This is a genomic window from Curtobacterium sp. MCSS17_008, assembly GCF_003234185.1.
GTDB lineage: Bacteria > Actinomycetota > Actinomycetes > Actinomycetales > Microbacteriaceae > Curtobacterium.
Map to the genome: position 1 here is coordinate 1 of NZ_QKSM01000013.1, position 21,368 is coordinate 21,368.

Annotated in this window: 31 protein-coding genes; 16 read left to right on the forward strand and 15 right to left on the reverse strand. The window is 65.8% G+C overall.

All coding sequences use genetic code 11. The features are described 5' to 3' along the window. Positions 1 to 231 (reverse strand): alcohol dehydrogenase catalytic domain-containing protein (locus tag DEJ23_RS12230; protein WP_181429246.1); only part of this gene is annotated, 231 nt, incomplete at its 3' end. Between the two features lie 172 nt (positions 232 to 403). Here DEJ23_RS12230 and DEJ23_RS12235 point away from each other — a divergent pair. From DEJ23_RS12235 to DEJ23_RS15490, 4 genes are all read left to right on the forward strand, one after another. Then, complete coding sequence (locus tag DEJ23_RS12235; protein WP_111240538.1) at positions 404 to 631, forward strand: hypothetical protein; 228 nt, start codon at positions 404 to 406, stop codon at positions 629 to 631. Between the two features lie 628 nt (positions 632 to 1,259). Further along, positions 1,260 to 1,775: a CBS domain-containing protein gene (locus tag DEJ23_RS12245; RefSeq protein ID WP_309147085.1), complete on the forward strand. Its 516-nt coding sequence runs from the start codon at positions 1,260 to 1,262 to the stop codon at positions 1,773 to 1,775. 47 nt (positions 1,776 to 1,822) lie between these two features. Further along, positions 1,823 to 2,044, forward strand: a complete 222-nt coding sequence (locus DEJ23_RS12250; RefSeq protein ID WP_111240539.1) for a hypothetical protein — start codon at positions 1,823 to 1,825, stop codon at positions 2,042 to 2,044. Positions 2,045 to 2,129: 85 nt separating this feature from the next. Continuing rightward, positions 2,130 to 2,384, forward strand: coding sequence for a hypothetical protein (locus DEJ23_RS15490; protein WP_146240291.1), 255 nt, complete (start codon positions 2,130 to 2,132; stop codon positions 2,382 to 2,384). A 21-nt stretch (positions 2,385 to 2,405) separates the two neighbouring features. Here DEJ23_RS15490 and DEJ23_RS12255 read toward each other — a convergent pair whose 3' ends face one another. From DEJ23_RS12255 to DEJ23_RS12270, 4 genes are read right to left on the reverse strand one after another with little or no spacing between them, the layout of a single operon-like run. Continuing rightward, a complete protein-coding gene (locus DEJ23_RS12255; protein ID WP_111240540.1) occupies positions 2,406 to 2,744 on the reverse strand; it encodes a PRC-barrel domain-containing protein in 339 nt (112 codons plus the stop codon). Next, positions 2,731 to 3,111 carry a hypothetical protein gene (locus DEJ23_RS12260; protein ID WP_258375503.1) on the reverse strand — a complete coding sequence of 127 codons (381 nt, stop codon included), beginning with the start codon at positions 3,109 to 3,111 and terminating at the stop codon, positions 2,731 to 2,733. The genes DEJ23_RS12255 and DEJ23_RS12260 overlap by 14 nt, the downstream gene beginning before the upstream one ends. Before the next feature lie 26 nt (positions 3,112 to 3,137). Next, on the reverse strand, positions 3,138 to 4,376 hold the full coding sequence (locus tag DEJ23_RS12265) for an NRAMP family divalent metal transporter (protein ID WP_111240542.1): 1,239 nt from the start codon (positions 4,374 to 4,376) through the stop codon (positions 3,138 to 3,140). Beyond that, complete coding sequence (locus DEJ23_RS12270; protein WP_146240292.1) at positions 4,373 to 4,615, reverse strand: hypothetical protein; 243 nt, start codon at positions 4,613 to 4,615, stop codon at positions 4,373 to 4,375. Before DEJ23_RS12270 ends, DEJ23_RS12265 begins: the two co-directional genes overlap by 4 nt. 510 nt (positions 4,616 to 5,125) lie before the next feature. On the opposite strand from DEJ23_RS12270, the gene DEJ23_RS12275 reads away from it, so the two are divergent. Together DEJ23_RS12275 and DEJ23_RS15770 are read left to right on the forward strand one after the other, a co-directional pair. Next, positions 5,126 to 5,539, forward strand: coding sequence for a CBS domain-containing protein (locus DEJ23_RS12275; RefSeq protein WP_111240544.1), 414 nt, complete (start codon positions 5,126 to 5,128; stop codon positions 5,537 to 5,539). 4 nt (positions 5,540 to 5,543) lie between these two features. Further along, entirely contained in the window at positions 5,544 to 5,720 is a 177-nt protein-coding gene (locus tag DEJ23_RS15770) for a hypothetical protein (RefSeq protein ID WP_181429247.1), read from the forward strand. A 48-nt stretch (positions 5,721 to 5,768) separates the two neighbouring features. Here DEJ23_RS15770 and DEJ23_RS12280 read toward each other — a convergent pair whose 3' ends face one another. Next, the gene (locus DEJ23_RS12280) at positions 5,769 to 6,083 is read right to left on the reverse strand and encodes a hypothetical protein (protein ID WP_146240293.1); all 315 of its coding nucleotides are present in this window, start codon (positions 6,081 to 6,083) and stop codon (positions 5,769 to 5,771) included. A gap of 514 nt (positions 6,084 to 6,597) precedes the next feature. Here DEJ23_RS12280 and DEJ23_RS15775 point away from each other — a divergent pair. The 3 genes from DEJ23_RS15775 (at position 6,598) to DEJ23_RS15495 (ending at position 8,483) form a co-directional block, all read left to right on the forward strand. After that, entirely contained in the window at positions 6,598 to 6,771 is a 174-nt protein-coding gene (locus tag DEJ23_RS15775; RefSeq protein ID WP_181429248.1) for a hypothetical protein, read from the forward strand. Between the two features lie 286 nt (positions 6,772 to 7,057). Next, positions 7,058 to 7,405 carry a MarR family winged helix-turn-helix transcriptional regulator gene (locus tag DEJ23_RS12290; RefSeq protein ID WP_375342278.1) on the forward strand — a complete coding sequence of 116 codons (348 nt, stop codon included), beginning with the start codon at positions 7,058 to 7,060 and terminating at the stop codon, positions 7,403 to 7,405. Between the two features lie 832 nt (positions 7,406 to 8,237). Continuing rightward, positions 8,238 to 8,483, forward strand: a complete 246-nt coding sequence (locus DEJ23_RS15495) for a hypothetical protein (RefSeq protein WP_146240294.1) — start codon at positions 8,238 to 8,240, stop codon at positions 8,481 to 8,483. Between the two features lie 108 nt (positions 8,484 to 8,591). On the opposite strand, the gene DEJ23_RS12300 is transcribed toward DEJ23_RS15495, so the two are convergent. Further along, positions 8,592 to 9,413, reverse strand: coding sequence for an ornithine carbamoyltransferase (locus tag DEJ23_RS12300; RefSeq protein WP_111240548.1), 822 nt, complete (start codon positions 9,411 to 9,413; stop codon positions 8,592 to 8,594). Positions 9,414 to 9,473: 60 nt separating this feature from the next. Next, the gene (locus DEJ23_RS15500; protein WP_146240295.1) at positions 9,474 to 9,689 is read right to left on the reverse strand and encodes a hypothetical protein; all 216 of its coding nucleotides are present in this window, start codon (positions 9,687 to 9,689) and stop codon (positions 9,474 to 9,476) included. A gap of 118 nt (positions 9,690 to 9,807) precedes the next feature. Between DEJ23_RS15500 and DEJ23_RS12305 the strand changes: the two genes are divergently transcribed. Next, positions 9,808 to 10,125, forward strand: a complete 318-nt coding sequence (locus DEJ23_RS12305) for a hypothetical protein (protein WP_111240549.1) — start codon at positions 9,808 to 9,810, stop codon at positions 10,123 to 10,125. A 76-nt stretch (positions 10,126 to 10,201) separates the two neighbouring features. Here DEJ23_RS12305 and DEJ23_RS12310 read toward each other — a convergent pair whose 3' ends face one another. Together DEJ23_RS12310 and DEJ23_RS12315 are read right to left on the reverse strand one after the other, a co-directional pair. Then, entirely contained in the window at positions 10,202 to 10,627 is a 426-nt protein-coding gene (locus DEJ23_RS12310) for a hypothetical protein (protein ID WP_146240296.1), read from the reverse strand. Between the two features lie 90 nt (positions 10,628 to 10,717). After that, the gene (locus tag DEJ23_RS12315; protein ID WP_111240612.1) at positions 10,718 to 11,260 is read right to left on the reverse strand and encodes a TlpA disulfide reductase family protein; all 543 of its coding nucleotides are present in this window, start codon (positions 11,258 to 11,260) and stop codon (positions 10,718 to 10,720) included. Between the two features lie 146 nt (positions 11,261 to 11,406). On the opposite strand from DEJ23_RS12315, the gene DEJ23_RS12320 reads away from it, so the two are divergent. Next, positions 11,407 to 11,847, forward strand: a complete 441-nt coding sequence (locus DEJ23_RS12320) for a GNAT family N-acetyltransferase (protein ID WP_111240551.1) — start codon at positions 11,407 to 11,409, stop codon at positions 11,845 to 11,847. Between the two features lie 73 nt (positions 11,848 to 11,920). On the opposite strand, the gene DEJ23_RS12325 is transcribed toward DEJ23_RS12320, so the two are convergent. Both DEJ23_RS12325 and DEJ23_RS12330 read right to left on the reverse strand, forming a co-directional pair. Beyond that, positions 11,921 to 12,172 (reverse strand): hypothetical protein, encoded by a 252-nt coding sequence (locus tag DEJ23_RS12325; RefSeq protein WP_111240552.1) that lies wholly within the window; start codon positions 12,170 to 12,172, stop codon positions 11,921 to 11,923. An 80-nt stretch (positions 12,173 to 12,252) separates the two neighbouring features. Continuing rightward, positions 12,253 to 12,507, reverse strand: coding sequence for a hypothetical protein (locus DEJ23_RS12330; RefSeq protein ID WP_111240553.1), 255 nt, complete (start codon positions 12,505 to 12,507; stop codon positions 12,253 to 12,255). A 337-nt stretch (positions 12,508 to 12,844) separates the two neighbouring features. Here DEJ23_RS12330 and DEJ23_RS12335 point away from each other — a divergent pair, with 337 nt between their 5' ends. After that, a complete protein-coding gene (locus DEJ23_RS12335) occupies positions 12,845 to 13,564 on the forward strand; it encodes an HAD family hydrolase (protein WP_111240554.1) in 720 nt (239 codons plus the stop codon). A 226-nt stretch (positions 13,565 to 13,790) separates the two neighbouring features. On the opposite strand, the gene DEJ23_RS12340 is transcribed toward DEJ23_RS12335, so the two are convergent. Beyond that, complete coding sequence (locus tag DEJ23_RS12340) at positions 13,791 to 14,882, reverse strand: site-specific integrase (RefSeq protein ID WP_111240555.1); 1,092 nt, start codon at positions 14,880 to 14,882, stop codon at positions 13,791 to 13,793. Between the two features lie 3 nt (positions 14,883 to 14,885). After that, positions 14,886 to 15,113: an AlpA family transcriptional regulator gene (locus DEJ23_RS12345; protein WP_111240556.1), complete on the reverse strand. Its 228-nt coding sequence runs from the start codon at positions 15,111 to 15,113 to the stop codon at positions 14,886 to 14,888. Between the two features lie 1,673 nt (positions 15,114 to 16,786). Here DEJ23_RS12345 and DEJ23_RS12350 point away from each other — a divergent pair. The 3 genes from DEJ23_RS12350 to DEJ23_RS12360 all read left to right on the forward strand — a co-directional run bounded on the left by DEJ23_RS12350 (position 16,787) and on the right by DEJ23_RS12360 (position 20,245). Next, positions 16,787 to 17,209, forward strand: coding sequence for a hypothetical protein (locus DEJ23_RS12350; protein WP_111240557.1), 423 nt, complete (start codon positions 16,787 to 16,789; stop codon positions 17,207 to 17,209). Positions 17,210 to 18,287: 1,078 nt separating this feature from the next. After that, positions 18,288 to 18,941 carry a nuclease-related domain-containing protein gene (locus DEJ23_RS12355; RefSeq protein WP_258375504.1) on the forward strand — a complete coding sequence of 218 codons (654 nt, stop codon included), beginning with the start codon at positions 18,288 to 18,290 and terminating at the stop codon, positions 18,939 to 18,941. Positions 18,942 to 19,045: 104 nt separating this feature from the next. Continuing rightward, on the forward strand, positions 19,046 to 20,245 hold the full coding sequence (locus DEJ23_RS12360) for a Fic family protein (RefSeq protein ID WP_111240559.1): 1,200 nt from the start codon (positions 19,046 to 19,048) through the stop codon (positions 20,243 to 20,245). 6 nt (positions 20,246 to 20,251) lie between these two features. Here the strand turns inward: DEJ23_RS12360 and DEJ23_RS15780 are convergent, their stop codons facing one another. Next, entirely contained in the window at positions 20,252 to 20,428 is a 177-nt protein-coding gene (locus DEJ23_RS15780; RefSeq protein WP_181429250.1) for a hypothetical protein, read from the reverse strand. A 296-nt stretch (positions 20,429 to 20,724) separates the two neighbouring features. On the opposite strand from DEJ23_RS15780, the gene DEJ23_RS12365 reads away from it, so the two are divergent. Then, positions 20,725 to 21,342, forward strand: coding sequence for a hypothetical protein (locus tag DEJ23_RS12365; RefSeq protein WP_111240560.1), 618 nt, complete (start codon positions 20,725 to 20,727; stop codon positions 21,340 to 21,342). The last annotated feature ends 26 nt before the right edge of the window (positions 21,343 to 21,368 follow it).

Genomic DNA, 21,368 nt, shown 5'->3' on the forward strand with positions numbered 1-21,368 from the left:
GACGCTGATGCGGTTGATGCCGCTGCCGACCTCGACGACGACGCCCATGTTCTCGTGGCCGAGGACCATGCCCGACTCGAAGTCGACCCGCCCCTCGTAGGGGTGCAGGTCGGACCCGCAGATGTTCGCGGTGGTGATCTTGACGATGACGTCGAGCGGGGACTCGACCTTCGGGTCGTCGACGTTCTCGACCTGGACGTCGAACGGACCCTTGTACACGACAGCCTTCATGATGCTCCTATCACTCGGACTAAAATGAGGGAATGATCCACACGGTCTGACTCGATCGCGCAATGCAACCACTCAACGCCTCTTGCAGATTCGCGAGCTCTCAGCCTGGACGGGACCCCCGCTGTACCGTCAGCTGCGTCGCACGGCCTATCACCGGGGAGAGGAGCGCGTCATGGTCGAGATCATCGACGGCATCGACGACGGCACCAACAGGGTCTCCGCCGTGATTCTCGACACGCCGGGGAAAGCATCGGTCCGATTGCGTGTCAGAGGTGAGCGGCCGTCGACGCTTACCTATGCCGGAAGCACTTGGGCTTCGACAGACGAGATGGTCGACGACGGTGAAGGCCATCTCGCCTACCGCTACAGGCAATCACAGCCTGACAGCGCCCACCCCTAGCTCAACCTTCTTAGGTTGCAGTGCACGCCAGCGAGCCTTCAGCTCGTCTCGACAGCCGATCAGCCTCGAGACCGTTCGAGCTCGCGCTCACGTCGTGTTTGACGGAGCCACGCCTGCCCGATGCCTTACGCGTTCCTGCCGGCGATCGGCGGCGACGAGCTCCTCGGCCTCGCCGACATCGTCCGTGCGGACGCGGCGGAAGCCGAGCAATGGACGGGTCTCGCGATCGCGAACAGAGGCGACGCGGCACGGGTAACCCGCCCGCTCCTCGATACGGGACCGTCGCTGGCTGCGATAACCGTGCCAGGGCAGGGGGGCTTATCGACTGGCGCACTGGCAGCGCATTCCTCCCGTACGGCGACACCCCGGTCGTTGACCCGACGGGTGGCGGGGACGCATTCCTGGCAGGCCTTGTCGCGGCACTCACCCGCGGCACCAGCCCCCGCCGAAGCCGGAGAAGCCGCGGCACGGGCCGCAGCGAACACAGTCTCGCATCTGGGCGGACGACCCGAGCTCGCATGACCTCCACGCTCCTGCTGTCCCGCGTGCCGCGTCTGTCGACGGCGCCCGAGAGGTCTCGTTAAACGGGTTCCCCTCGTTCTCCCGAGAACCGCTCCGACAGCGCCCGGTGAGCGAGCCCGAGTGCGGATTGCGCGAAGCTGCGCCGCTCAAGACCGTCACCGGGGTACGCCGGACGCATCCAACGGCGGAAGAGGTGCTGACCATGACCACTGCACGAGAGATCATGACCGAGGGCGCGGAGTGCGTTCGAGAGGACGACACCCTGATCGACGCGGCGAAGAAGATGGCCGACCTCGACGTCGGCGCGCTGCCAATCTGCGGTGAGGACGACAAGCTCAAGGGTGTCCTCACTGACCGGGACATCGTCGTCAAATGCGTCGCCGCCGGTGGGGACCCCGGGAACACGACGGCGAAGGACCTCGGCTTTACGGAGGTCGTCACCATCGGAGCAGACGACGACATCCAGGACGCGTTGAACACGATGGAGACGCACAAGGTACGTCGACTTCCCGTGATCGACGGGCACCGTTTGGTCGGCATGATCAGCCAGGCTGACATCGCTCGGAAGCTGGCACCGGCCGACGCCGGGCAAACCATCGGGATCATCTCCCAGGTCGATTGAGCCTGCGCGGAGCCTTGTCGGAACGACCAGGAGGACTTGGAGCAACCATGGCGAGAGGGCTTGAGATCATCACGCTCGACCCCGCCGGAGCGGTTCACCCGATCGCGCTCGTCGGGGAAACGGGCGCACCGATGGAGGTCATCATTCGTGGTGATCCCCCCGCACGGTTCGTGCATGCCGGCCGGGCCTGGTGCGCCACGGGCGAGATGATCCAGCCGCCTGCCTGTCCCCTGTCCTACGAGTACCGGCCGGCCGCCGAACTCTCATGACCGAAGTGTGGCTACCGGACCGAACAGCTACTGGTGCCCCGCCCTTGATGGCGAGCCGTGGTGGGGCTGTCGTGAGGAGGCCACGGTGACTGTTCAACTCGTCGTGGAGAGCGTCGTCCTCGATGAGCAGGGCGCGGTCACGGCAGTGTCGGGCCCCTACGGAACGATCAGTGCGCCCACCGCGGTCGCGCTCGTCCATTTCGACGCCGTGACATTCATCGCAGGGCCCGTGCTCGCGACGGTACGGCTACTCCACCGGCCGGCGGGACTTAGCCTGTACTGCAACTGGGACGGAACGGCACGCAACAACCTCCGCGACCTACCGCCGTCAGTTCCTTGAGCCACCTCGATTGCCGTGCGGTCAGGTGGAAGTTGGGAGGGTCGGCGCCCAGCGTGTTGCGTCCGGCCGGAGCTGCACGGTCTCACCGAACCGCTGCACGTCGTGCTCGAGGACGAGGAACGTGCCCCGGGTGCGCCAGCGGAGAAAGTCCGCGACGAGACGCGGTGCCCGCATGTCGGTGCGTTCGTAGCCGAGGAACGATGCGTGCTTGCGTGGGCAGACGATGATGCCGTGCAGACGCGGGGCGGCGAGGGATCCGGTGAGGGGCCCGTCGAGCACGAAGCGGACGTCGAGCACGAATCCGACGCGGCTGCCGTCCGCGTCGGTGACGGGCCGGTGCAGGAGGTCACTCAGGAGCATGTCGGCCTCCAGGAATCCGGGTGATCACTCGGTTGCGGAGCCACCGCTCCCGCCAGGTCAGGTCGTAGTCCTCGGCGCGACCCGTGACGGAGATCACGACGCCGACGTCCGTGACCTCGCGCCAGTCGATGCCGTCCAACCGTGAGCGGGGCGGCCGGCCGCCGAAGATCCTGGTCCACAGGGTGGGCCCCGAGAGCAGTCGTGTCAGGACCGGCCGGCCCGCCAGTGCCCGGTCGTGGTCCGGTTTGACGCCGTCGAGTTCGAGGTCGTCCACGACCATGACCGGTTCACCCTCGGTGTCGAGCATTTGGCGGTCGAGCAGGTGCAGTTGCGCGTCGACGACCCGGCCGTTCGCTGATCGGTCCACGGGGAGGTCCTCGTGCTTGCGCGCCATCATGCACCTGCCTTCGTGATGATCATGAGCGGGATCGCGGCGACTGCTGCGACGAGGATGATCCCGAGGAACACCAGGCCGAGGGCGTTCGTCACCCGGCCGTTGACCTTGTCGCCCATGTACTGCGGGTCGTTGGCGACGATGAGGATCGGCAGGTACGTCAATGGCAGGGCGATCGCGGAGAACACCACGGAGAACTCCGTCACCTGGACCGGGTCCACGCCGGTGAACAGCACGCCGACACCGACGAGCAGACAGATCATCATCAGGACGTGGAACCGAGCCGCCTCTGCCGGCCGCCGGGACTTCCCCCAGGACCATCCCCGGAACTGCGCGACCGCGTACCCGGCCGACAGGGTGGTCTCGAGAGCGGCGCCGAAGGTGGCGGCGAAGATGCCGAGGATGACGACGATGAGCAGGATCGGACCGCCCGCCTCCGCGACCGGGAGGACCGCCTGCGACAGGTGACCCACCTCGATGTCGCGCGGGAGGAGCACCATGGTGGCGCACACGGCGATCGCGATGGACAGCAGCCCGCCGAGCGGGAACCCGACGAGGACGTTGAGGCGTGACTGACTGATGTCCTTCGGTGTCCACTTCTCCTCGACCGCGCCGGAGGAGAAGAAGAACACCTCGTACGGTGTCATTGCGGCGCCGAACAGGGCGATCGCGTAGTACCAGTACGTCGCGGCGCTCTCACTGGTCGGCGGTCCGGAGGTGAACAGCGACGTCGCCTGCGTGGCGAGAGCCGCCCAGTTCGGGGACAGCAGGAACACGGCGACCGCGAACCCCACGAGCGCGAGGCCGAGGAGCCCGGTCACGTTCTCCAGGACCGAGAACTTCACCCGCCAGATCACGATCCACACCGCAACAGCCGCGACCGGGATCCACAGCATCGGGCTGATCCCGGACGCGAGCTGCAGTGCCAGGGCGATACCGCCGACCTCGGCGGTGAGGGTGAGCAGGTTGATCAGGAACGACGCCCCCAGGTTCGCCAGCCCCGCCCGTGGCCCGAGGCGTTCCCGGATGATCTCGAACGTCGCCCGCCCGGACAAGGCCGTAACCCGCCCAGACATCTGCGCGAACAGGCAGATACCGACGACGCCGACGATGACGACCCAGACGAGGGAGGTGCCGAACCGGGACCCGACGACGGCACCTGTGACGAGGTCGCCGATGTCAACGAAACCGCCGATTGCGGTGAGGATGCCGAGCGCGAGACCGAGGAGCTTCTTCACGGCGCACCCTTCCCGAGCCGGGTACTCCACGCGTCAGCTACGTCCACGGCCGAACGCATCCGGTCCTCGGCCTGCAGCAACCGGTCGGGTGAGCCTTCCTGCAGCGCTGCTCGGGCAGCGCTGACGTCGACCGCGACCCGATCAATAGCGCTCGTGGTCCGTTGTTGCAGGCTCCGCTGCGCCGGCGTCGTGACGTCGAGGGCCGCTGTCTTGCTCTGCTCCGAGGCGATGTCGGTCAACGCATCCTGCAGGGATGTGTCAGCGGCGCCGTCGAGGGTCTTCCCCGCGCGGTACTGCGACAACGCAAGGAGCGCTGACTGCCCCGCTGACACCACTTGCCCCGTGGCCACCTCGAGCTGCCCCTGCACATCCGCTCGAGTCGGCGAACAAGCGGATAGCAGCCCAACGAGCACCGCAGCACAAGCAACGACACCCGCGACCCGCGCTGAAAGCTCCACTCATCCGGTCTACCCCGGCCCTTCGGATACTCGTCTCGGAACCCTGGCACACGCTCCTACCGCGAACAGTGCCGCTCAGTAGTTCCGTCGCGCTCAGCGACGCCACCACCAGGCGTTGCCCAGTAGGCCGACACCCCATCACAAGGTGCCACGGTGGAATGCGCCGCAACCGGTAGGAGCAAGGGGAGACGCCCTGCCTAGGCCGGTAGGCAGGTGCGCAACTAGCCCACCTTGATCGGGCTTCAGTCGGCGGGAGTAGCCAGGGGGCGTTCGAGACGAAAGGAGTCAATCATGACGACTGCACGCGAGATCATGACCGAAGGCACCCAGTGCATCGGCGAGAACGACACCCTGGTCGATGCGGCGAAGCTGATGGCGGACCTCGACGTCGGTGCCCTCCCGATCTGCGGCGAGGACGACCGGTTGCAGGGGATGCTCACCGACCGAGACATCGTCGTCAAGTGCCTCGCCTATGGCGCCGACCCGCGGGAGAAGCGGGCCAAATACCTCGGAGGCGGGGAAGTCGTGACCATCGGTGCTGATGACGACATCCAGGAAGCCTTGCAGACGATGCAACAGCACAAGGTGCGCCGACTGCCCGTGATCGACGGCCACACTCTCGTCGGGATGATCAGTCAAGCCGACATCGCACAGCAACTCGACACCAACGCAACGGGCAGCACCGTCCGCAGCATCTCGGAGTAACACCATGACTGCAACCGACGTGAAAATCGACTGGCAGCTGCTGCATCAGGTGCGGGAGCGGACCGGCATCGACAACGACACCGAGGCTGTCCAGGCTGCCCTGACCCAGTTCCTGACCCCCCCGACAGGCGGCAAGGAGGATCGGCTTCCCACCGAGGAAGCGACCTCTTACTGGGGCTGACGACGACCATGGCGGCGCCGATGGTCCCGCTGATATCTGGCCAGTCGGTTAGGTAGTGACAAAGGCGGTCCGCGCAGCCTCCCGGCTCGACACAGTGAGTTCGCCGCCCGGTTCAGACATGAACGTGACCCGGTAACGGCGTCCGGAGCGTCCCACAAAGCCGAGGAGCCCGAACACCTCGTCGGTGGCGGCAGTGTTGACCACACTCCACTGGCCGGGCGCGACCGGCTGCAACGCGACATCCTCCGCTCGGACGTCCTCCCGCGCGTGTTCCTGCTCGGCGCGAAGCTGCTCCCGCCACGACATGTCCTCATCACCGGTGTTGCCAGCGCCGGGCTCGTGCTCCGGGACGTCATCGTCCATGATCGCGTGCACCTCCTGACTACATCCAACCTCCCGCACACGACGCTGGCCGACATGTTGCAGCGTCGCAGCCGAGCGCCAGGCGGCGCTTCAGACGGTGAACCACGAGATGCGCGGTCCAAACGTTGCCGCTCAAGCCCTCGAGCACTGGTGGCCAAAGAGGTGTGCCGGGGCATTCCATGCACCCGCATCGTTTACGGCGCAAACCGTACACGGCGTGTACGTCTTCTTGTGTGAAGGAGAAGGGGTGTGGCATCGTCATCGCCACCCCCTCGATGGGGGACACGACGGAGGGAAGTGCGATGCACGCGATGCCACGGCGGCTCCGACCAGCACACCTGAGCCCGATGACTGAAGTTCGAGAAGCAGCCCGCACCCGAACCCTGATGGTCACGGCGACCCTCACCGGCATCGTCACGGTGACCACGGCCGCCGCCGGGCTCGTCACCGTCACGCTGTAAACACGGCCAGCTCCTCCCCGAAGCGGTTCCTCCGCAGAAAGGTCAGCACTGCCATGCACACCACGTACCAGTCCGCCAGCCCCACCGGCACTGAGCAGTTTCACCGTTTCGGCCTCACGCACCCCGCGGTCATCGAAGCGTACGTCAGCCACCGCGTCAACGACCCGTCGCTACTGACTCGCGCCGAAGGCCCCCGCTACGCAGACTTCTTCGCCGCGGCAGATTGACCCGACCCCGCTCCGCGGCCGTCACGGTGCTCACCCCGTCTCTCGATCGGACCGGCTGCAGGGTGCGGTAGTCCCGGGTCCGGTCTGGAAGGAGTTCGACAGGCATGCCGTTGACCGTTGTCCGTCACGAGTCAGCACACCTGTACGCACGCGAGCCGAAAACGGCAGGCGGAAAGAAAGCTGTCGCCGCGCTGCTGCGCCTACAGCATGCGGAAGAGTACGAAGTTGAACACGCTCGGACGCGTCGGGACTGAACCGGAACGAGTTCCAGGCGCTGCGCTACCTACTGCAAGCACAACGCGACGGCCGCGCCATGGGCCCCAAGGACCTGGCAGTGATGCTGCACGTCTCGACCGCGTCGGTGACGAAAATCGTTGACAGCCTCGTCAACAAGGGCGAGTTGCGGCGCATCCCCCATCCCACAGATCGGCGAGCGACGATCCTGGAACCCATCGACGGGGCCAGCGAAAAGATCAACAACGCCTATGCGCGCTTCCATCAGGTCATCGTCGAGATCATCGACACCCTGCCCGAGCAGGACAACGAACTGCTCGCTACACGCATCGAACAGGTCGCCTCCGCCCTCATCGAAGACAACCCCGCGCTCGAACAATCAGTTTCACCACCGCAGTAGCGGCAGGAGTACCCGCAAGCGATTCGCGTGCCCGGAAGATGATCCGCCACCGGGACTACCCGCAGGGTGAGGACTGCGACGATGGTCCGGTGATTGAAAACCCTCGAACCCTCGCTCGTTCCCGAACTGCTCGTGGCCGACCTGCGGGGCCTCTTGAGCGCCCGCTCGGTCGCGGGGTGAATCTCCAGATCACCGGTGCCGGACTCTGAGGCGTTGGCGCAGGTCCTCGGACGGGCTGGCGTTGAGCTCTTCATGCAACCCGAAACGAAGTGGTACGGCGTTGGCGAGGGAGAGGCCGGCGTGCATCAATTCCTCGTCCAGGACACTGACGGATACCTCGTGCGGTTCCAGTCGTCACTGGGGCGACGACCGACCGCCCGGTAGACGATCGGCTTGTGGGATGCGATCGCGACGCTGAGCGCGGCGAGAAAGACGACACAGAGCGAAGCTGCTCACAGTTTTGACGGACCAGGAGCTGCAGAACTTCGGGGGTCGTCGACGACGTCGATCATCCCGGCAGAAACGATCGTTTGTGCGGAACCGTCTAGCGGCTAGACGTTCAGCGCAGAACCGAACGATCCCGGAGTTGGGATCCCACCCGCGTCGCTGTCCGTCGACGAAAGCGTGGCCCGTCGTACTGCGGGCATGTTCCCTTGCGTCGAAGTTCTACTTCGACACCAACGGGCCGTGAGCTCCACGGCGTCGACGCGCGTGGTCGACGTCGTGGCCGCGGCGTCCGGTGACCGATCGCCTACCGGGTCCGCGCGGAAGTCCGGCGAGCAGCGCGATTAGACCGTGGGGTCGACCCTCGCCGGCGTCTAGGGTTCGTGTTGTGTCCGCGACTCCTGAGAAGCCGAAGGTTTGGGCGATTGCAAGCTTTTACGTCGGCGGTACGGCCGCGCTGATCTTCGGTGTCGCTCGATGGGCGATGCAAAGTCCTGCGGAGCTAGCCGCGCTCTCGTCAGGTCGGGGGCTGGTTCTACCCGGATGGGCGTGGAACCTGTTGTTCGTGATGCTGGGGCTGGCGATGTGCGGCTTCGCGATCTGGGCGACGATCCGTCTCCGTCGTTTCCGGTGAGGCTGAGTTCGCACTGCACCCGGATCGCCTCCGTACGGCAAGGGGCGGACAGCCCGGGACGAACCCTCCTTGCGCGTCCGATAGACGGTGGCTGACTGGGACGCCTCGTCATTCAAGGTCGAGGCAGAACGCCATCACAGCCTGCTGCACCGGAAGAAGTCCCGATTTGAAGCCGTGCCCGACAAATGCGGGGTGTTCAAGTGCGTCGGCACTCAGCTCACGACCGCGGACGAACGGTGGACACGGGTTGAAGCGAGCCCCTGCCGGCGCAAGGTCGAGGAGAGCCGCCGTGATCCGATAGGGCTCGAGGGCCTCAGCGTGCGCACCGGGACCATCTGTGAGGATCACGTCCGCTGACTGAACGGCTGCCTCGAGATCGTCAGTCCACTCAGCCCCAGGAGTTGCGAGTTCGATCGGGCAGCTCTGGACCAGGTCGAGTTGCAGGACACGAGCAGCTTCCTGCCATGCCCGTGCGATGTTTCCGTCAGCGCCCACGAAGAGAAAGCGAGACGACGTGATGTCTCCTCGCTGTCTCAAGGAGTAGAGGTCGGACAGCACCTCGCACGGGTGATTCTCGTCGGTCATGGCGTTCACGACCGGCATCGCGCGCGTCGCGGCCAATGCTTCGACCACGGCGAGGCCATGGTGGCGCACCACAAGGAGGTCGGCCCAGTTGTCGAGGTACTGAGCGACATCTGCAAGCGCTTCTGGCTTGTCGAGCGTCGTGTCCGGGAACACGATCGGCTCAAGCCCCATCAGCGAAGCTCCCCGCTCGAACGTGACCCTCGTGCGCAGACTCGTCGGCGGGAAGAACATCACCGCGGCGCCCTCCGCCGTTGGTCCCCCGCCATTCCGGTACGCGTCAGCCAGGTCAAAGACCACATCAACATCAGACGAGGACAAGTCATCGAGCTTGACGAGAGAACGCATCCCCCCACCGTATAAAATGCCCGGGACAGGATCGGTCAGCGAGACGCCGACGAGGACAGATTAGTAGCCGCGGCGGTAGAGCGTTCGGAACACAAACACCCAGACGACGAGGGCAGCCAACCCAACCCCGCCGATCCACTTCGCGGTCGTACCACCGGTGAACAGCAGCCAGAAGCACAGCGCGGTCAAGAACCCGGTGCCAGTTGCTAGTGGCACCCGGTATCTCGTTGTCCATGTCTGTGGAGTGGGGTCGTCAAGATCGTCGATATCGCTCACGACGCGAGGGTACTTCCGCCGACGACAGGCAGAGCGGCCTCGACTAACTCTTACGGCTTCACGCTTCGGCGAGATCTCTGGCTGGTCACCCGCCTCGAAGAGCGAGGAAGCTCGAGCAATGCAAGCAAACATCAAATCGGTGACAGTGCACGGCCGAACTCAGGACCGTGATGCCGACCTCGATCACGTACAGCAGTTCGAAGTCGAGACGGACACGGGACACCGTTATGACGTCACCTGCGAAAACCCACCGGTCGAATCTCCCTCGGACTGGACGGTGACGAGCGCCGATGAGGGTCACCTGGTCGGCAGTGTCCGCTTGCTCGGCGCAGGCATGCGTGGCGCGACCAACTACCGTTACAAGAAAGCCGGCGCCCTCCTCGCGGACGGTAAGCAATTCGATCTGTGGAACGCGGTGCAGTCCCTGTTGCAGTGATGCCTTCCGGCTGGTCGGCATGCAACGAGCATTTGGCCGCTTGCGGCACTGTTGAGCGTGTTCGATAGCCGATGGACTACCGGACGAAACGAAGCTCGGGCTGTTGTGTGGAGCGATCCCGCCGCCGAAGGATCAGACCGGTGACACACGCCGCAGCAGCGACGATGACGAGCGAAACCAACGAAGCGACATTGGCTGTTCGTGCGGCCTCCGCAGCCCCCTCCGCGGTGACCCACTGCGTGTTGTCGAGTAGACGCGTCACTGCGTCGAGCAGGACAGTCAGCATGACCACGATCAGCGGCAGCGCCCACGGTAGCCACACCGACCGTGGCCGCGACCACTGCAGAAGTACGCAGGCCGCTAGGCTCACCCCAGCTACGACAGCGAATGTCACAAACCAGCCCCACCCGAAGAACGCGAACACGGCTCCGACCAGCGCGTCATGCCAGGAGGCCGCATCCTCAACGCTGAGCTGGGCGGCGAGCATGCTGCTGGAGAACACGCCCGCCAGCCACACCAGGCCTAGCGCGAGTCCTAGCGGTGCTGACCGTCGGGCACTCACTCTCGCCTCTACAGTCATGGCGTCGTGGGGTCAGCGCTTGCTGGCGTCGTCGATGAGCGTTTCGAGAACGCTCTTGTTCGCTACACCCAGGATGCGGGCGGTGACGTGACCGGCCTTATCGAGCACAACCGTCGATGGCGTTGCGTTTGGCGCGGCCGAGCCGGAGAACGCGAGCTGCACCGCCGAGTCTTTCGCGTCGAGGATGTTCGTGTACGGGACCTTGAAGCTGCGGATGAAGGACTCGGCGGTGCCTGCCTCATCGCGGACGTTCACGCCGATGAAGGTGGCCTCGTCGCTCTTGCTGGCGCTGATGCTGTTGAGGTCTGCGGCTTCGACCCGGCACGGTCCGCACAGCGCGAACCAAAAGTTGAGTACGAGCACTTTGCCCCGGTAGTCCCGAGCAGAGACGGTCTTGCCGTCTGTCGTTGTCGCCGTGAAGTTCACTGCCGGAGCGGCGTCCTTCGCATCGAACTCGGTGACCGCACCGTCTCCGGAGATGTAGTTCTTCGTGTCTCCATCGCGGTACTGACGGGACAGTGCGTCGTTACTCGTACACCCCGTCACCGACAGCATCGCCACCAGGACTACCGCGGCAGTCGCCGCCCCCCGAAACCTCACGAGGGAAGCCTACGCGTGACGGTTCGCGCGTCCGATAGCCGATCGGCCACCGGGCGGCTCGTCGCTTCGTGAGCGATGACCCTCGTCAATAGGCTCGTCGGGTGAAGGTGCGCTCGCTCAATGCTGACGATTCCCCCGCTCTCGTTCCCCTCCTTGACCAGCTTGGCTACCCATCCTCGGAACAGGCAATCCGTGATCGGCTCGAGTTCCTCCTATCCGACAGCACGGTCGGCTGCTGGGTCGCCGAAGACGACGCGGGGCTTGCGGGTCTGCTCACCGGCCAGCTCAGCCGCAGCATCGAGACCGATGGGCCAGCAGCACGCCTGACAGCACTCGTCGTCGACAGCCGCGCGCGCGGGCAAGGGACGGCACGCTTACTCACGGCCGCGTTTGAGGACTGGGCGCGAAACAACGGCGCCGCCAAGGCCGGCCTGAGTTCGAACACGAGCCGGTTAGACGCTCATGCTGCGTATCGGAAGCTTGGCTGGACCAGCACGGCGCTGGGCTTCACGAAGGAGCTCTCCAAGCCGGACGCGCGCTGAGCGCGTCCCACTTGCTGAGCAGCATGATGAAGCGGTCGATGACGTCCGTTAGCCGATCGCCTAAGGGACGCGGCTAGTCGTACTCCCCGATGGAGTGTCGGAGGCGATCGATCTGCGCTTCGACGGCCTCGTAGCACTCCTGGTCGGTCGGGGTGCGCCCGAGATCACGTCCGAGGTCGTTGCGGAACCTGTCGGTCATGTGCCGCATGAGTGAGCCAGCGGCGCAGGGGTGGTCGACTGCGCCAAGGAATGCGGCTGCGAGGTTGGCGAGGACGCCGATCATGATGCGACGGTCGGCGACGGTGACGAGCTCGGGATGGTCCATGACAGCGTGCCTACTCCGTTCCGGCGATACGGGAAGAGCTCGACTCTCGTTCGGTAGCCGATCGACCGCCGAGACGTCTGTCATTTATCGTCGCGGGAACCACCGTCAGCGCGGCTCAGCATGCGGAAACGATGCCAGCACACGAACGCACCTCCGAAGAGCAGGACCGCGACCAAGATGAGAAAGCCCAGGGCGGAGTTGCCGTCTGCTGCGCCGCTGCTGGCGCGCGTCACGCCGATGACTATGAGCGCGATCCCGACCACCGGACAGAGCACGGTTGCTACCGCTGCCTGAACGCGCAGGACCTGCCTCGTCGCCTTCTCACCACGGCCCATAGCTGGACATTAGTCCTGTCTCGATAGCCGATCGGCTTTTGAGACGGTGCGAGCGGCGCTGGCGCTGATAGAAAGGCGCATGCATATCCGACCCGCGACACTCACGCTTCTGGTCGTTCTCGCGGCTTGCGGAGTTGGCCTCTTCGTACTGCCCCCGGGAGTGCCGACGAAGATACTTGGGGCAGTACTCATCGTCGTGGCGTTCGCGGTGCTGATCGTCTCCGGGCGAGCTGGCCGGTCGGACCGCTGACCGCGGGCAGTTGATTTATCGTCTGCCCGCTGACCGATCGGCCACTGCACAGGTGCCGTCTCGGTGATCCGGTCGTAGTCTGTCGCCATGCGTGGCGGCGTGAGAGTCGTGTTCTGGGACTTCGATGGAACCCTTGCATTCCGAGACGGGCTCTGGTCGTCCGCGCTGGCGAGTGCCCTGATCTCGGTCGCGCCCGGCCTTTCACCGACCGCTGAAAACTTCAGGGTTTCTCTAACCGATGGTTTCCCCTGGCACGAGCCCGAGACGGTCCGTGCGGTCGAGTCAGCGTCCGAGTGGTGGGATGCGCTGCAACCCCTGTTCCGCAGCGCGTACGCAAATGCCGGTGTTCACCCCGGTACCGCCGACGAGGCCATCGCCCAGATTCCAGGAGAGTTCTACAGGCCGAGCGCTTGGACGTTGGCGGGCGATGCAGTGACGGCGCTGCGGTCGACCGAGCAGGCAGGCTACCGAAACGTGATCCTCAGCAACCACGCACCAGAGCTCCCCGTACTTGTCACTGCGCTCGGGTTGGGGCCAATGGTTGACACGACCGTGACAAGTGCGTTGGTTGGGGCTGAGAAACCCAATCCGCGCATCTTCCGCCACGCGCTCCAGCTCACCGGGGCAGGTGAAGACGTGTGGATGGTCGGAGACAACCCGGTTGCGGACATCGATGGCGCTCGAGCAGTCGGCATCCGCGCGATCTACGTCGGTGACGGCCGCACCCTCACCGATTCTGCTGCGGAGATCATTGCCGCGGGTCGTGACTCACATCCGCAGGCACCCGCATCCGAGCCGTCTCAGTAACCGGTCGTTCAGCGAGACGGAGCGTCGCGTGTCTTCGCCCGCGCACCTTCAGGGCTCCGAGCGTCTCAGATAGCTGGTCCGAAACTGATTCCGGCAAGGTGCCCTATGCGAGACGGTGTCAGGCGAGGGCACTCGAGCTTCAGGAAAGAGGAGGGCCTGCCCGTGGCCGCAGTCGCGACCAGGACCACGGCCAGGACCAGGACCAGGACCAGGACCAGGACCAGTGCTATAGCTGCTCCTCTCGTTGCCGACTCAGCGCAGAGGTGACGTTGTCGAGGTCGTCGGGGAACAGCGCAGCGTAAGTGTCAAGAGTCACCTTCGCCGACTTGTGACCCAGCATGCGTTGGATTACCTTGACGTTGGCGCCAGCGCTGATCGCGAGCGACGCCGCGGTGTGGCGTAGATCGTGCGGTGTGACTCGACGGAAGCCTGCATCGGCCGCCATGGCCCGCTGCACCGCCTGTGCGAACCAGCCCTGGCGGGAATGTCCGGGGCGGAGGAAGCCTCCGGCCGGTGACGACCAGAGGCGATCGTCGGGGTGCTTGTTTCGACAGACCGCGGCGACAGCTGAGTCGAGGAAGTCGGGAAACGCGACGGAGCGTCGTTCATGCGACTTCACACTGCCCAGGACGTGCTGGCCGTTCACCTCCGTCACTCCCTCCCGGATAGTGAGACGCCGCCGATCGAGGTCGACATGGCGAACCCGTAAGGCCGTCGCTTCGCCCCATCGCAGGCCGGTGTAGGCGAGTATCCGAACAAGATCGCCGTACCTGGCTTCAGAGGCCAGCACCTCGACCTGCCGATGAGTTAGGAACACCTCGTCAGGAATCGGCTTCTTCTTCACTGCGAGTCCGCGCGCAGGGTTCTTCACCACGCGGTTTTCTTCGACAGCTTCGTCGAAGATGCCAGCGAGCAGGTCGCGGGCCCTCGCAACAGAGGTGTGCGAGAGCGAACCCCCGAGTTCGTTCAGCCATGCTTGGACGTCTCGCTTGGTGACTCGTCCCACGGCATACCCGCCCCACTTTGGTTCGACGTGCACGCGCCAGCAGCTCTCCACGGAGTGAAAGCTGCTCTGAGTGAGCTTAAACCGGTGCATTTCGAGCCAGCTCGTTCCGAGCTCACCGATGGTCGCTCGCGCATCCGTCGGGTCGACGTATGAGCCGCGTAACTTCGATACCTCCACGGTGTTCAGATAGTTGAGGGCTTCTGTCTTGCGGCGGAAGCCGCGGTCGTGACCGCGCGTCCCATCAGGCTTCGTATACCAAACCTCGTAGAGCTTGCCTCGGGTCTTCGTCTCGTACGACTTGACTGTTCCCATGGCTCAGCGCAGTTCGTCGGCGGTGCTGGCGTACTCCTGCTCGAGAAGCCACGCTTCGACGGCTTCTTGCCGGTAGAGCGGGAATCGTCCGACGCGGACGAACCGAGGGCCTGCTCCTGTGATGCGCCATTGCCGCAAGTTACGGGTCGTCACGTGGAGCCGAGCGGCGAGGGCGTCCGGGGTGAGCAGGTCACCAGTCTGAATGACCTGGGCGCTGGCGGTCTGGGACATAGATACTCCTCGAAAGTCGATGCTTTCGAGGAGGCCCTCTAGCCGAACCTGTTAACGGTTGCTTGGCGTACCTACTCGTCGAGCCGTCAGCGGCTCTGGCCCTTTTCAATCATTCAGACCTGCTTCAGACCATACACGTGGAGCCGGGTGGCGACAAACTCACGCGGATCGAGCAGCGGACAATATCGCTCATCACGCGTCCACTGCTGCGCATGAATCAGCCAATGAGGCCCTCTCGCGAGGTGTGCGCTCCCCCGAAGGGCTTCGGGAGCCCTCGAGCGCCCGTTACGGATGCAGGTCCGACTGCGCGGAAATCATTCCTGAAATTATCTGCGCAGCTTGGCGACCCGACGCAGGACGGGCGGGCGGGCCGTCGCCGCGTCTGTGGTCCACGCCTCGCAAGAGCGTGGTCAGCCGACAGTGTCCGAGGCGGAGCGAAGCGGGGGAGCGGCACCGGCGGAAGGCACCCGAGAACGCCCCGATGGGGCGTTGGAGGGCAAGGAGCGTAGCGACGCAGTAAGGGCCACAAGGAGCGTAGCGACGCAGTAAGGGCCACAAGGAGCGTAGCGACGCAGTAAGGGCCACAAGGAGCGTAGCGACGCAGTAAGGGCCACAAGGAGCGTAGCGACGAGTGGTGAGGGGGACACGGAGACCGAGCGGAGCGCGAGTCTCAGGGGCTCCCGAAGAGGTGTCGGCTGCGCCGACCGACGAGCAAGTTTCCAGGTCGCGGAGCGGACTGGAAACGCAGCTCGGCGTCACCTCCCCTTATGCCCTTTCTCTCTGCCGCGAAGATTCGGAGCTCCAGCGACGGATTGAGGTCACGATTGCTGCTGTGATCGGGGGAAACGGATGGATCAGCCTCATCTTGATCAACACCAGATCCGAAGGATCAAGCCTGGTGGTGGTGATCAAGTGGCATCCGTTTGCCGCGGGAAGTCGGGGTTTGGGTTGATCCACGGTTCTGGGCGTCGTGACGCCGGGGATCAACCCATCGAGCGCAGCGACGCCAGGGGCTGAGGAGCCTGCGGATCAGCACCTGATCAACCCCGACGCAGACGCGGGCACGCGGCTGCCTTGGGCTCTAGAGCAGCGCAGGTCGGAGCATCGCGGAGACCTCTCGCGTAGCGCTGTCGCCACATCGTCACGGGGGAGGAACGACGCCGTGGCGGGTTCCGCTGCCGCTGCTTCAGCGGCGCCGTTGGGTTCTCCTTTTGCCCCATCGGGCTGCGAGTGCTCGTCAAAGACGGACGCACCAACAGGTCGGGCTCTGATCAGCTCGGACGACCGGGCCCTCTCATGACCGAGCCGCATCCGGTGCATTCAGCACCGGGTTTCTGCGCCCCGTTCCCGGTCACGACTGATTCAGTTGTGGGCGAATCATGACCAGGGGTGGCCTTTTCCGGGCCGCAAGGCGACCGCCGACGCTCCTTCGATGGCGCATCGGAGGAAAAATGGGGCCACCCGGACGCGTTCGGCGTCGGATGGCCCTGCTGTGACCGCGCGGCGGTCAATAGTCGGTCATCGGTCGGTCAGGCTACGGGCAGCGCCGCCGAAGCGACCGTCGAGCGCCAGCGAGAGGGAGCGCAGTGGCCCTTGCGCGGCCACAAACGACCCTCCGCTGGCCGGGCGCTGACCGACCAGTGCCGGCGGCCCCTACTCGCTACGCTGCGGCTGTGAGCACAGCGCACGCATACGGCTCCCTCGCTCAACGCACCGCCGAGCCGCTGATCATCGCCGCCGTCGCGGAGCACGTCGGTGTGCCGCTGGCGCCGGCGCGGGTCGAGTTCGAGGACGGCGTCCGAGTGGAGCTCGACGGAGCATCCGAGGACCGGGAGGTCCTCGTCGAGGCGTACGCGCACATCGGCGCGCTTCGAGGCGGGCAGCCGAAGAAGCTCGCGACGGCCGCCTTCAAGCTCCTCTGGACCGACCGGAAGCTCGGGGCGACGCGACTCGTCATCGCGGTCATCGACGTCGAGGTCGAGCAGTACCTGATGCGGCCGAAGGCGTGGCTGACTTCGGCGCTTCGCGACAGCGGTGTCGAGGTCGTCCGGGTCGCACTCGACGACGACGCGCATGCGCGCGTCGAGGCAGCGTAACTACTGCAGCTGATGGCACCACCCGGAGCGCGAGGGCTGGGCGAGTGATCGGCGGCTGACAGACCGGGGGTGGCAGGTCCGCCCCGACGAGCTCACCCGCCAGCGGCGGGCAGAGCAGCGGGCCACGTCACCATCGGGTGATCCGCCCCGCCTGTGCGAGTACACCGTGCCGGGGGCGACCACACGAATGGTCACCCGAGGAGCGTCTGCGTCCGCGCGCGATTTTCGTCGTACCGGTTCGTACCGGATTTCTCGGTACAGGCACGCGCTCAACGGCTCCATGGAAACCCCAGTTCAGAGGCACAATGCACGCCATTCGAGAAATCGTGAGCACACCGCGTCCCACTTTGTGGACCAGGAGCGGAACGGCTCAAAACCACGCCTGATCTGGGAAAAGCGCGGCGCGTACCGGTTGGACCGGTTTTTTCGAAGAATCTCTATGTGTGCGTGTGCGCACATGCATGCGTGCGCGCGTAAGGGTCTTCAGAAACCGGTACAACCGGTACATCCCGCTTCTCTACCCCCGTACTTCTTTGAAAAATCAGGGATGCAGGGCTCGAACCGCGTACCGGTTCTTCAAAATCGAGGCTCAAAAGTGGAACACGAGCCACCCCGACACGAGCTCTCAAAAGCCGGGCCGATCTGGGAAAAAGCCTCCTGCGAGCCTGTACCGGTTTTCGGAGTCAAAAGTGGAACACGCGGTTCCCACCTCTCCTCGAGCTCGCCGTCACGGTTCCGCGTGCTCCGAGGGGACGAATGCGATCGCCTGCAGTCGACGTGGGTCGGGATCGAGTGGGTCGCGCCGCGCCGCTAGGGCTCCTTCACCGACGACGCCCGCGCCGAAGTGAAGCAGAACGGCGCCTTCTGCACGGGGAGGCCTTCTGGTGGCGGCAGCGGCCGAGGAGAGGAGCCGGGCGTTGGATCCGTGGGCGCAACATCGGCAAGCGGGATCAGCGATTCGGGTCACGCCGACTACTCCTGGCGTCTCCAACGGGGACGCTCCGACACCCCGCTGAGGCCGACCGCACCCCGCACTGGGGCTCGCGGCTCCCGCTGCCTATCTGAGTGGATGGACGTGATGGGGACGAACGACACCGGCGCCGGCGCATCTGCCAACCGCGAGTACGACCGCCGCCGGGGGCACGACGAGGCGAAGATACGCGAGACGTGGGGTGACGGCCGCATCGGCACGATCGCCGTCGCGCTCTCCGGCGAACGGCAGAGCACCGTCGCGTGGAAGTCCGGCGCCGCCGGAGAAGCCGAGGTCGGCCGGGCCCTCGATGCGATCGCCAACGAGCAGGTCGCAGTGCTCCACGACCGGCGCATCTCCCGGTCCCGCGCGAACATCGATCACATCGTCGTCACCTGCGCCGGCGTCTGGCTCGTCGACGCCAAGCGCTACCGGAACAAGCGGCCCCGCCTGCAGGTCGAGGGCGGAGTCTTCCGGCCTCGCGTCGAGAAGCTCGTCGTCGGCGGTGACGACCGCCGGAAGCTCGTCGACAGCGCGCTCCGTCAGGTCGCGCTTGTGCAGGACGTCGTCGGCCCGGCCAGCGTTCACGGCGCGTTCTGCTTCGTCGACGCGGACTGGCCACTCTTCGGCGGCTCGTTCACCGTCCGCGGCGTTGACGTCTGCTGGCCGAAGCGGCTCGCTAAGCAGCTCGCGGCGCTCGAGGGACCGGTCGACGTCGTTGCGGTCGCAGATGCGATCGCCGCGCACTTCCCGCCTGCTTGATCCGCCCGCTTCGGCGCTCTTCGGTGGCGGCGACCTCCTCGCTATTGTTACTTTGCGCGGCTAACTGACATTATTGGCAGAGCTGTCGCCGGGAAGGAGCCGCGATGACGAACTGGCCAGCCCACGCCCAGCGCACCCTCCCCTGGGAGAGCACGAGCCGGCGCGGCACTCGCGAGGACCGAATGCTCTCCGAAGTCACGGCCTCGATCCCGCCGCGGATCGCTGACCTCGACGTTCCCGTCATCGCTGAGCGCGACCTCGCCCGGGCCCGGTACGAGGCCGCCGACCTCGAGCGCGTCGCTGACGGTGTGCTCAGCCCGCTCGCGGGCTTCCTCATCCGCATGGAGTCCGTCGCGTCGAGCCGTATTGAGCACGTCGAAGCAACCCCAGTCGCGTTCGCGCGCGCCATCGGCGGCCTGAAGGAGAACGCCTCGGCAATGTCGATGGTCGCCGCCGGCACCGCGATCACGAAGCTCATCGCCGCGTCCAGCACGACGATCACGCTCGACGAGATCCTCGCCGCACACCGGGCGCTCATGGAAGCCGACCCCGACGTGTCCGAGCGGCCATACGCCGGCCGCGTCCGCGACGTGCAGAACTGGATCGGCGGCTCGCAGTACTCGCCCCGCGGCGGGCTCTACGTCCCGCCGCCGCCCGCGGAGGTGCCCGCGCTCCTGGACGACCTCATCGCCTTCGCGAACCGCGACGACGTCGAGCCGGTCACCCAGGCCGCAATCGCGCACGCCCAGTTCGAGAGCATCCACCCGTTCACCGACGGCAACGGCCGCATCGGCCGGGCACTCATCGGAGCGATCCTGCGCCGTCGGGGTGTCACGCCGCACACGGTGCTGCCGGTGGCCAGCGCCCTCGCCGCCGACACGACCCGCTACTTCGCCCTGCTCACGGCCTACCGGACCGGTGACGCGGCGCCGATCGTCACCGACTTGGCGCTCTGCGTCGAGACGGCTGCGCGGGAGGCGCGCGGTACCGCGCGCGTCTTCGCTCGGTTTGAGACCGCGTGGCGGGAGCAGGCGTCCCCGCGCGCCCGCAGCGCTGCAGACCGGATCCTGCCGGTCCTGTTGTCCCTGCCGGTGTTCACCGTCGAGCAGCTCGTCGACGAGCTTCAGGACGTTGCCGAGCGAAGCGTCTACCGCGGCGTGCAGGCCCTCGAGGAGGCTGGCGTCGTCGAGGCCGTCACCGAGCGGGTTCGCGGCCGCGCGTACGCCTCGATGGACGTGCTCGACGAGTTCGAGGACCTCGACCTCCGCATCCGCGAGCGGATCACGCGGCTCCGCGCGGACTGACGCCTGTTACGACGCGCGAGGCACGTTCGCGCGCACGTCGTCGGCCTGCGCATCGTCGAGCTCCCAGAGCCCGGTGTGCTCCGGGTAGCGCTTCCGCAAGTACTCCCGCACGGTCCTTCCCGGCCGAAATTCGTTCCTGTAGCCAAGTTCGGCCGCCAGCTCTCGCGGTGTGTACGTCGTCATCAGTCGCTCTCCTTCAGTCGCGCCCGACCAGCCGCCGGTACCTAGATCATGGCGTCGGCCCGAACGGCTCGAGCAGCGACGCTCTCAGTTCACCAAGAGGAGCAACACCGCGTCGTCTGTACACCGCCACAACAGCTCAGTTTCATGTCACTTCAAGGGGCCGGATCCAAGCCGACGAGAATCACAGTTATCGCAACTATTCGGCGAGGGGTCTAGTCGCCCGGTTCCGACTCGATCGGAGCTCCGGAGCCGTCAGATCTGCTCGTGTCCGGGGTGATTCGTAGGCTCGAACCGCCATGACCGAACTGCTGCCACTCCCCGCCCAGGGCCTCCCTGCGCGCGTGATTACGCACGTCGGGAACGACCTCGAACTCGCGGATGCACCTCTCCGTCCCGAGCTGCTCGAGGGCATCGCGCAGAACACGGCGCACGCGAGCGCCGCGGGCACCAGACGGGCCTACGAAGGCGACTGGGCGGCGTTCGAGCGCTGGTGCGACACCCACGGCCGGCGCGCCCTGCCTGCGCAGCCACAGACCGTCGCGGCCTACATCACCGACCGGGCGGCGCTCGTTGAGCCGGGCAGCGGGGACCACGTCTACGCACCGAGCACGATCTCGAGGTGGGTCACCTCGATCAACGTCCGGCACGAGCGCGAGAAGCTCGCCCCTCCGGGCGCGACCCGTACGGTCAAGGACACCCTCGCCGGCATCCGCCGCGACAACGCGCGGCCAACCAGGCGCATGACGTCACTGCTGCTGAACGACCTCAAGCGAGTGCTGCGCGGCATCGACCTGCACTATTACCCCGCGTGTCGCGCATATTGCTCTCGTCTTCGAGCACTTGGAACGGTCCAAGAAAAGGACCAGCCCCATTCCGCTCTGAGCGGCGCCCAGCCCGGCACCCTGGTCGAGTGAATTATGTCTCCCCGGAGCCTCCAGAA

What these genes read in the sequence shown, in the direction of transcription:
- DEJ23_RS12300 (WP_111240548.1), bottom strand. Translation starts at nt 9,413, where the DNA reads ATGCGTTCTCTCGTCAAGCTCGATGACTTGTCCTCGTCTGATGTTGAT.
- DEJ23_RS15780 (WP_181429250.1), bottom strand. Translation starts at nt 20,428, where the DNA reads ATGACGACGTACACACCGCGAGAGCTGGCGGCCGAACTTGGCTACAGG.
- DEJ23_RS12325 (WP_111240552.1), bottom strand. Translation starts at nt 12,172, where the DNA reads ATGGACCATCCCGAGCTCGTCACCGTCGCCGACCGTCGCATCATGATC.
- DEJ23_RS12250 (WP_111240539.1), top strand. Translation starts at nt 1,823, where the DNA reads ATGGCGAGAGGGCTTGAGATCATCACGCTCGACCCCGCCGGAGCGGTT.
- DEJ23_RS12305 (WP_111240549.1), top strand. Translation starts at nt 9,808, where the DNA reads ATGCAAGCAAACATCAAATCGGTGACAGTGCACGGCCGAACTCAGGAC.
- DEJ23_RS12345 (WP_111240556.1), bottom strand. Translation starts at nt 15,113, where the DNA reads ATGTCCCAGACCGCCAGCGCCCAGGTCATTCAGACTGGTGACCTGCTC.
- DEJ23_RS12365 (WP_111240560.1), top strand. Translation starts at nt 20,725, where the DNA reads ATGACCGAACTGCTGCCACTCCCCGCCCAGGGCCTCCCTGCGCGCGTG.
- DEJ23_RS15775 (WP_181429248.1), top strand. Translation starts at nt 6,598, where the DNA reads ATGCACACCACGTACCAGTCCGCCAGCCCCACCGGCACTGAGCAGTTT.
- DEJ23_RS12355 (WP_258375504.1), top strand. Translation starts at nt 18,288, where the DNA reads ATGGGGACGAACGACACCGGCGCCGGCGCATCTGCCAACCGCGAGTAC.
- DEJ23_RS12255 (WP_111240540.1), bottom strand. Translation starts at nt 2,744, where the DNA reads ATGCTCCTGAGTGACCTCCTGCACCGGCCCGTCACCGACGCGGACGGC.
- DEJ23_RS12280 (WP_146240293.1), bottom strand. Translation starts at nt 6,083, where the DNA reads ATGGACGATGACGTCCCGGAGCACGAGCCCGGCGCTGGCAACACCGGT.
- DEJ23_RS12235 (WP_111240538.1), top strand. Translation starts at nt 404, where the DNA reads ATGGTCGAGATCATCGACGGCATCGACGACGGCACCAACAGGGTCTCC.
- DEJ23_RS12275 (WP_111240544.1), top strand. Translation starts at nt 5,126, where the DNA reads ATGACGACTGCACGCGAGATCATGACCGAAGGCACCCAGTGCATCGGC.
- DEJ23_RS12335 (WP_111240554.1), top strand. Translation starts at nt 12,845, where the DNA reads ATGCGTGGCGGCGTGAGAGTCGTGTTCTGGGACTTCGATGGAACCCTT.
- DEJ23_RS12340 (WP_111240555.1), bottom strand. Translation starts at nt 14,882, where the DNA reads ATGGGAACAGTCAAGTCGTACGAGACGAAGACCCGAGGCAAGCTCTAC.
- DEJ23_RS12330 (WP_111240553.1), bottom strand. Translation starts at nt 12,507, where the DNA reads ATGGGCCGTGGTGAGAAGGCGACGAGGCAGGTCCTGCGCGTTCAGGCA.
- DEJ23_RS15770 (WP_181429247.1), top strand. Translation starts at nt 5,544, where the DNA reads ATGACTGCAACCGACGTGAAAATCGACTGGCAGCTGCTGCATCAGGTG.
- DEJ23_RS12315 (WP_111240612.1), bottom strand. Translation starts at nt 11,260, where the DNA reads ATGCTGTCGGTGACGGGGTGTACGAGTAACGACGCACTGTCCCGTCAG.
- DEJ23_RS12360 (WP_111240559.1), top strand. Translation starts at nt 19,046, where the DNA reads ATGACGAACTGGCCAGCCCACGCCCAGCGCACCCTCCCCTGGGAGAGC.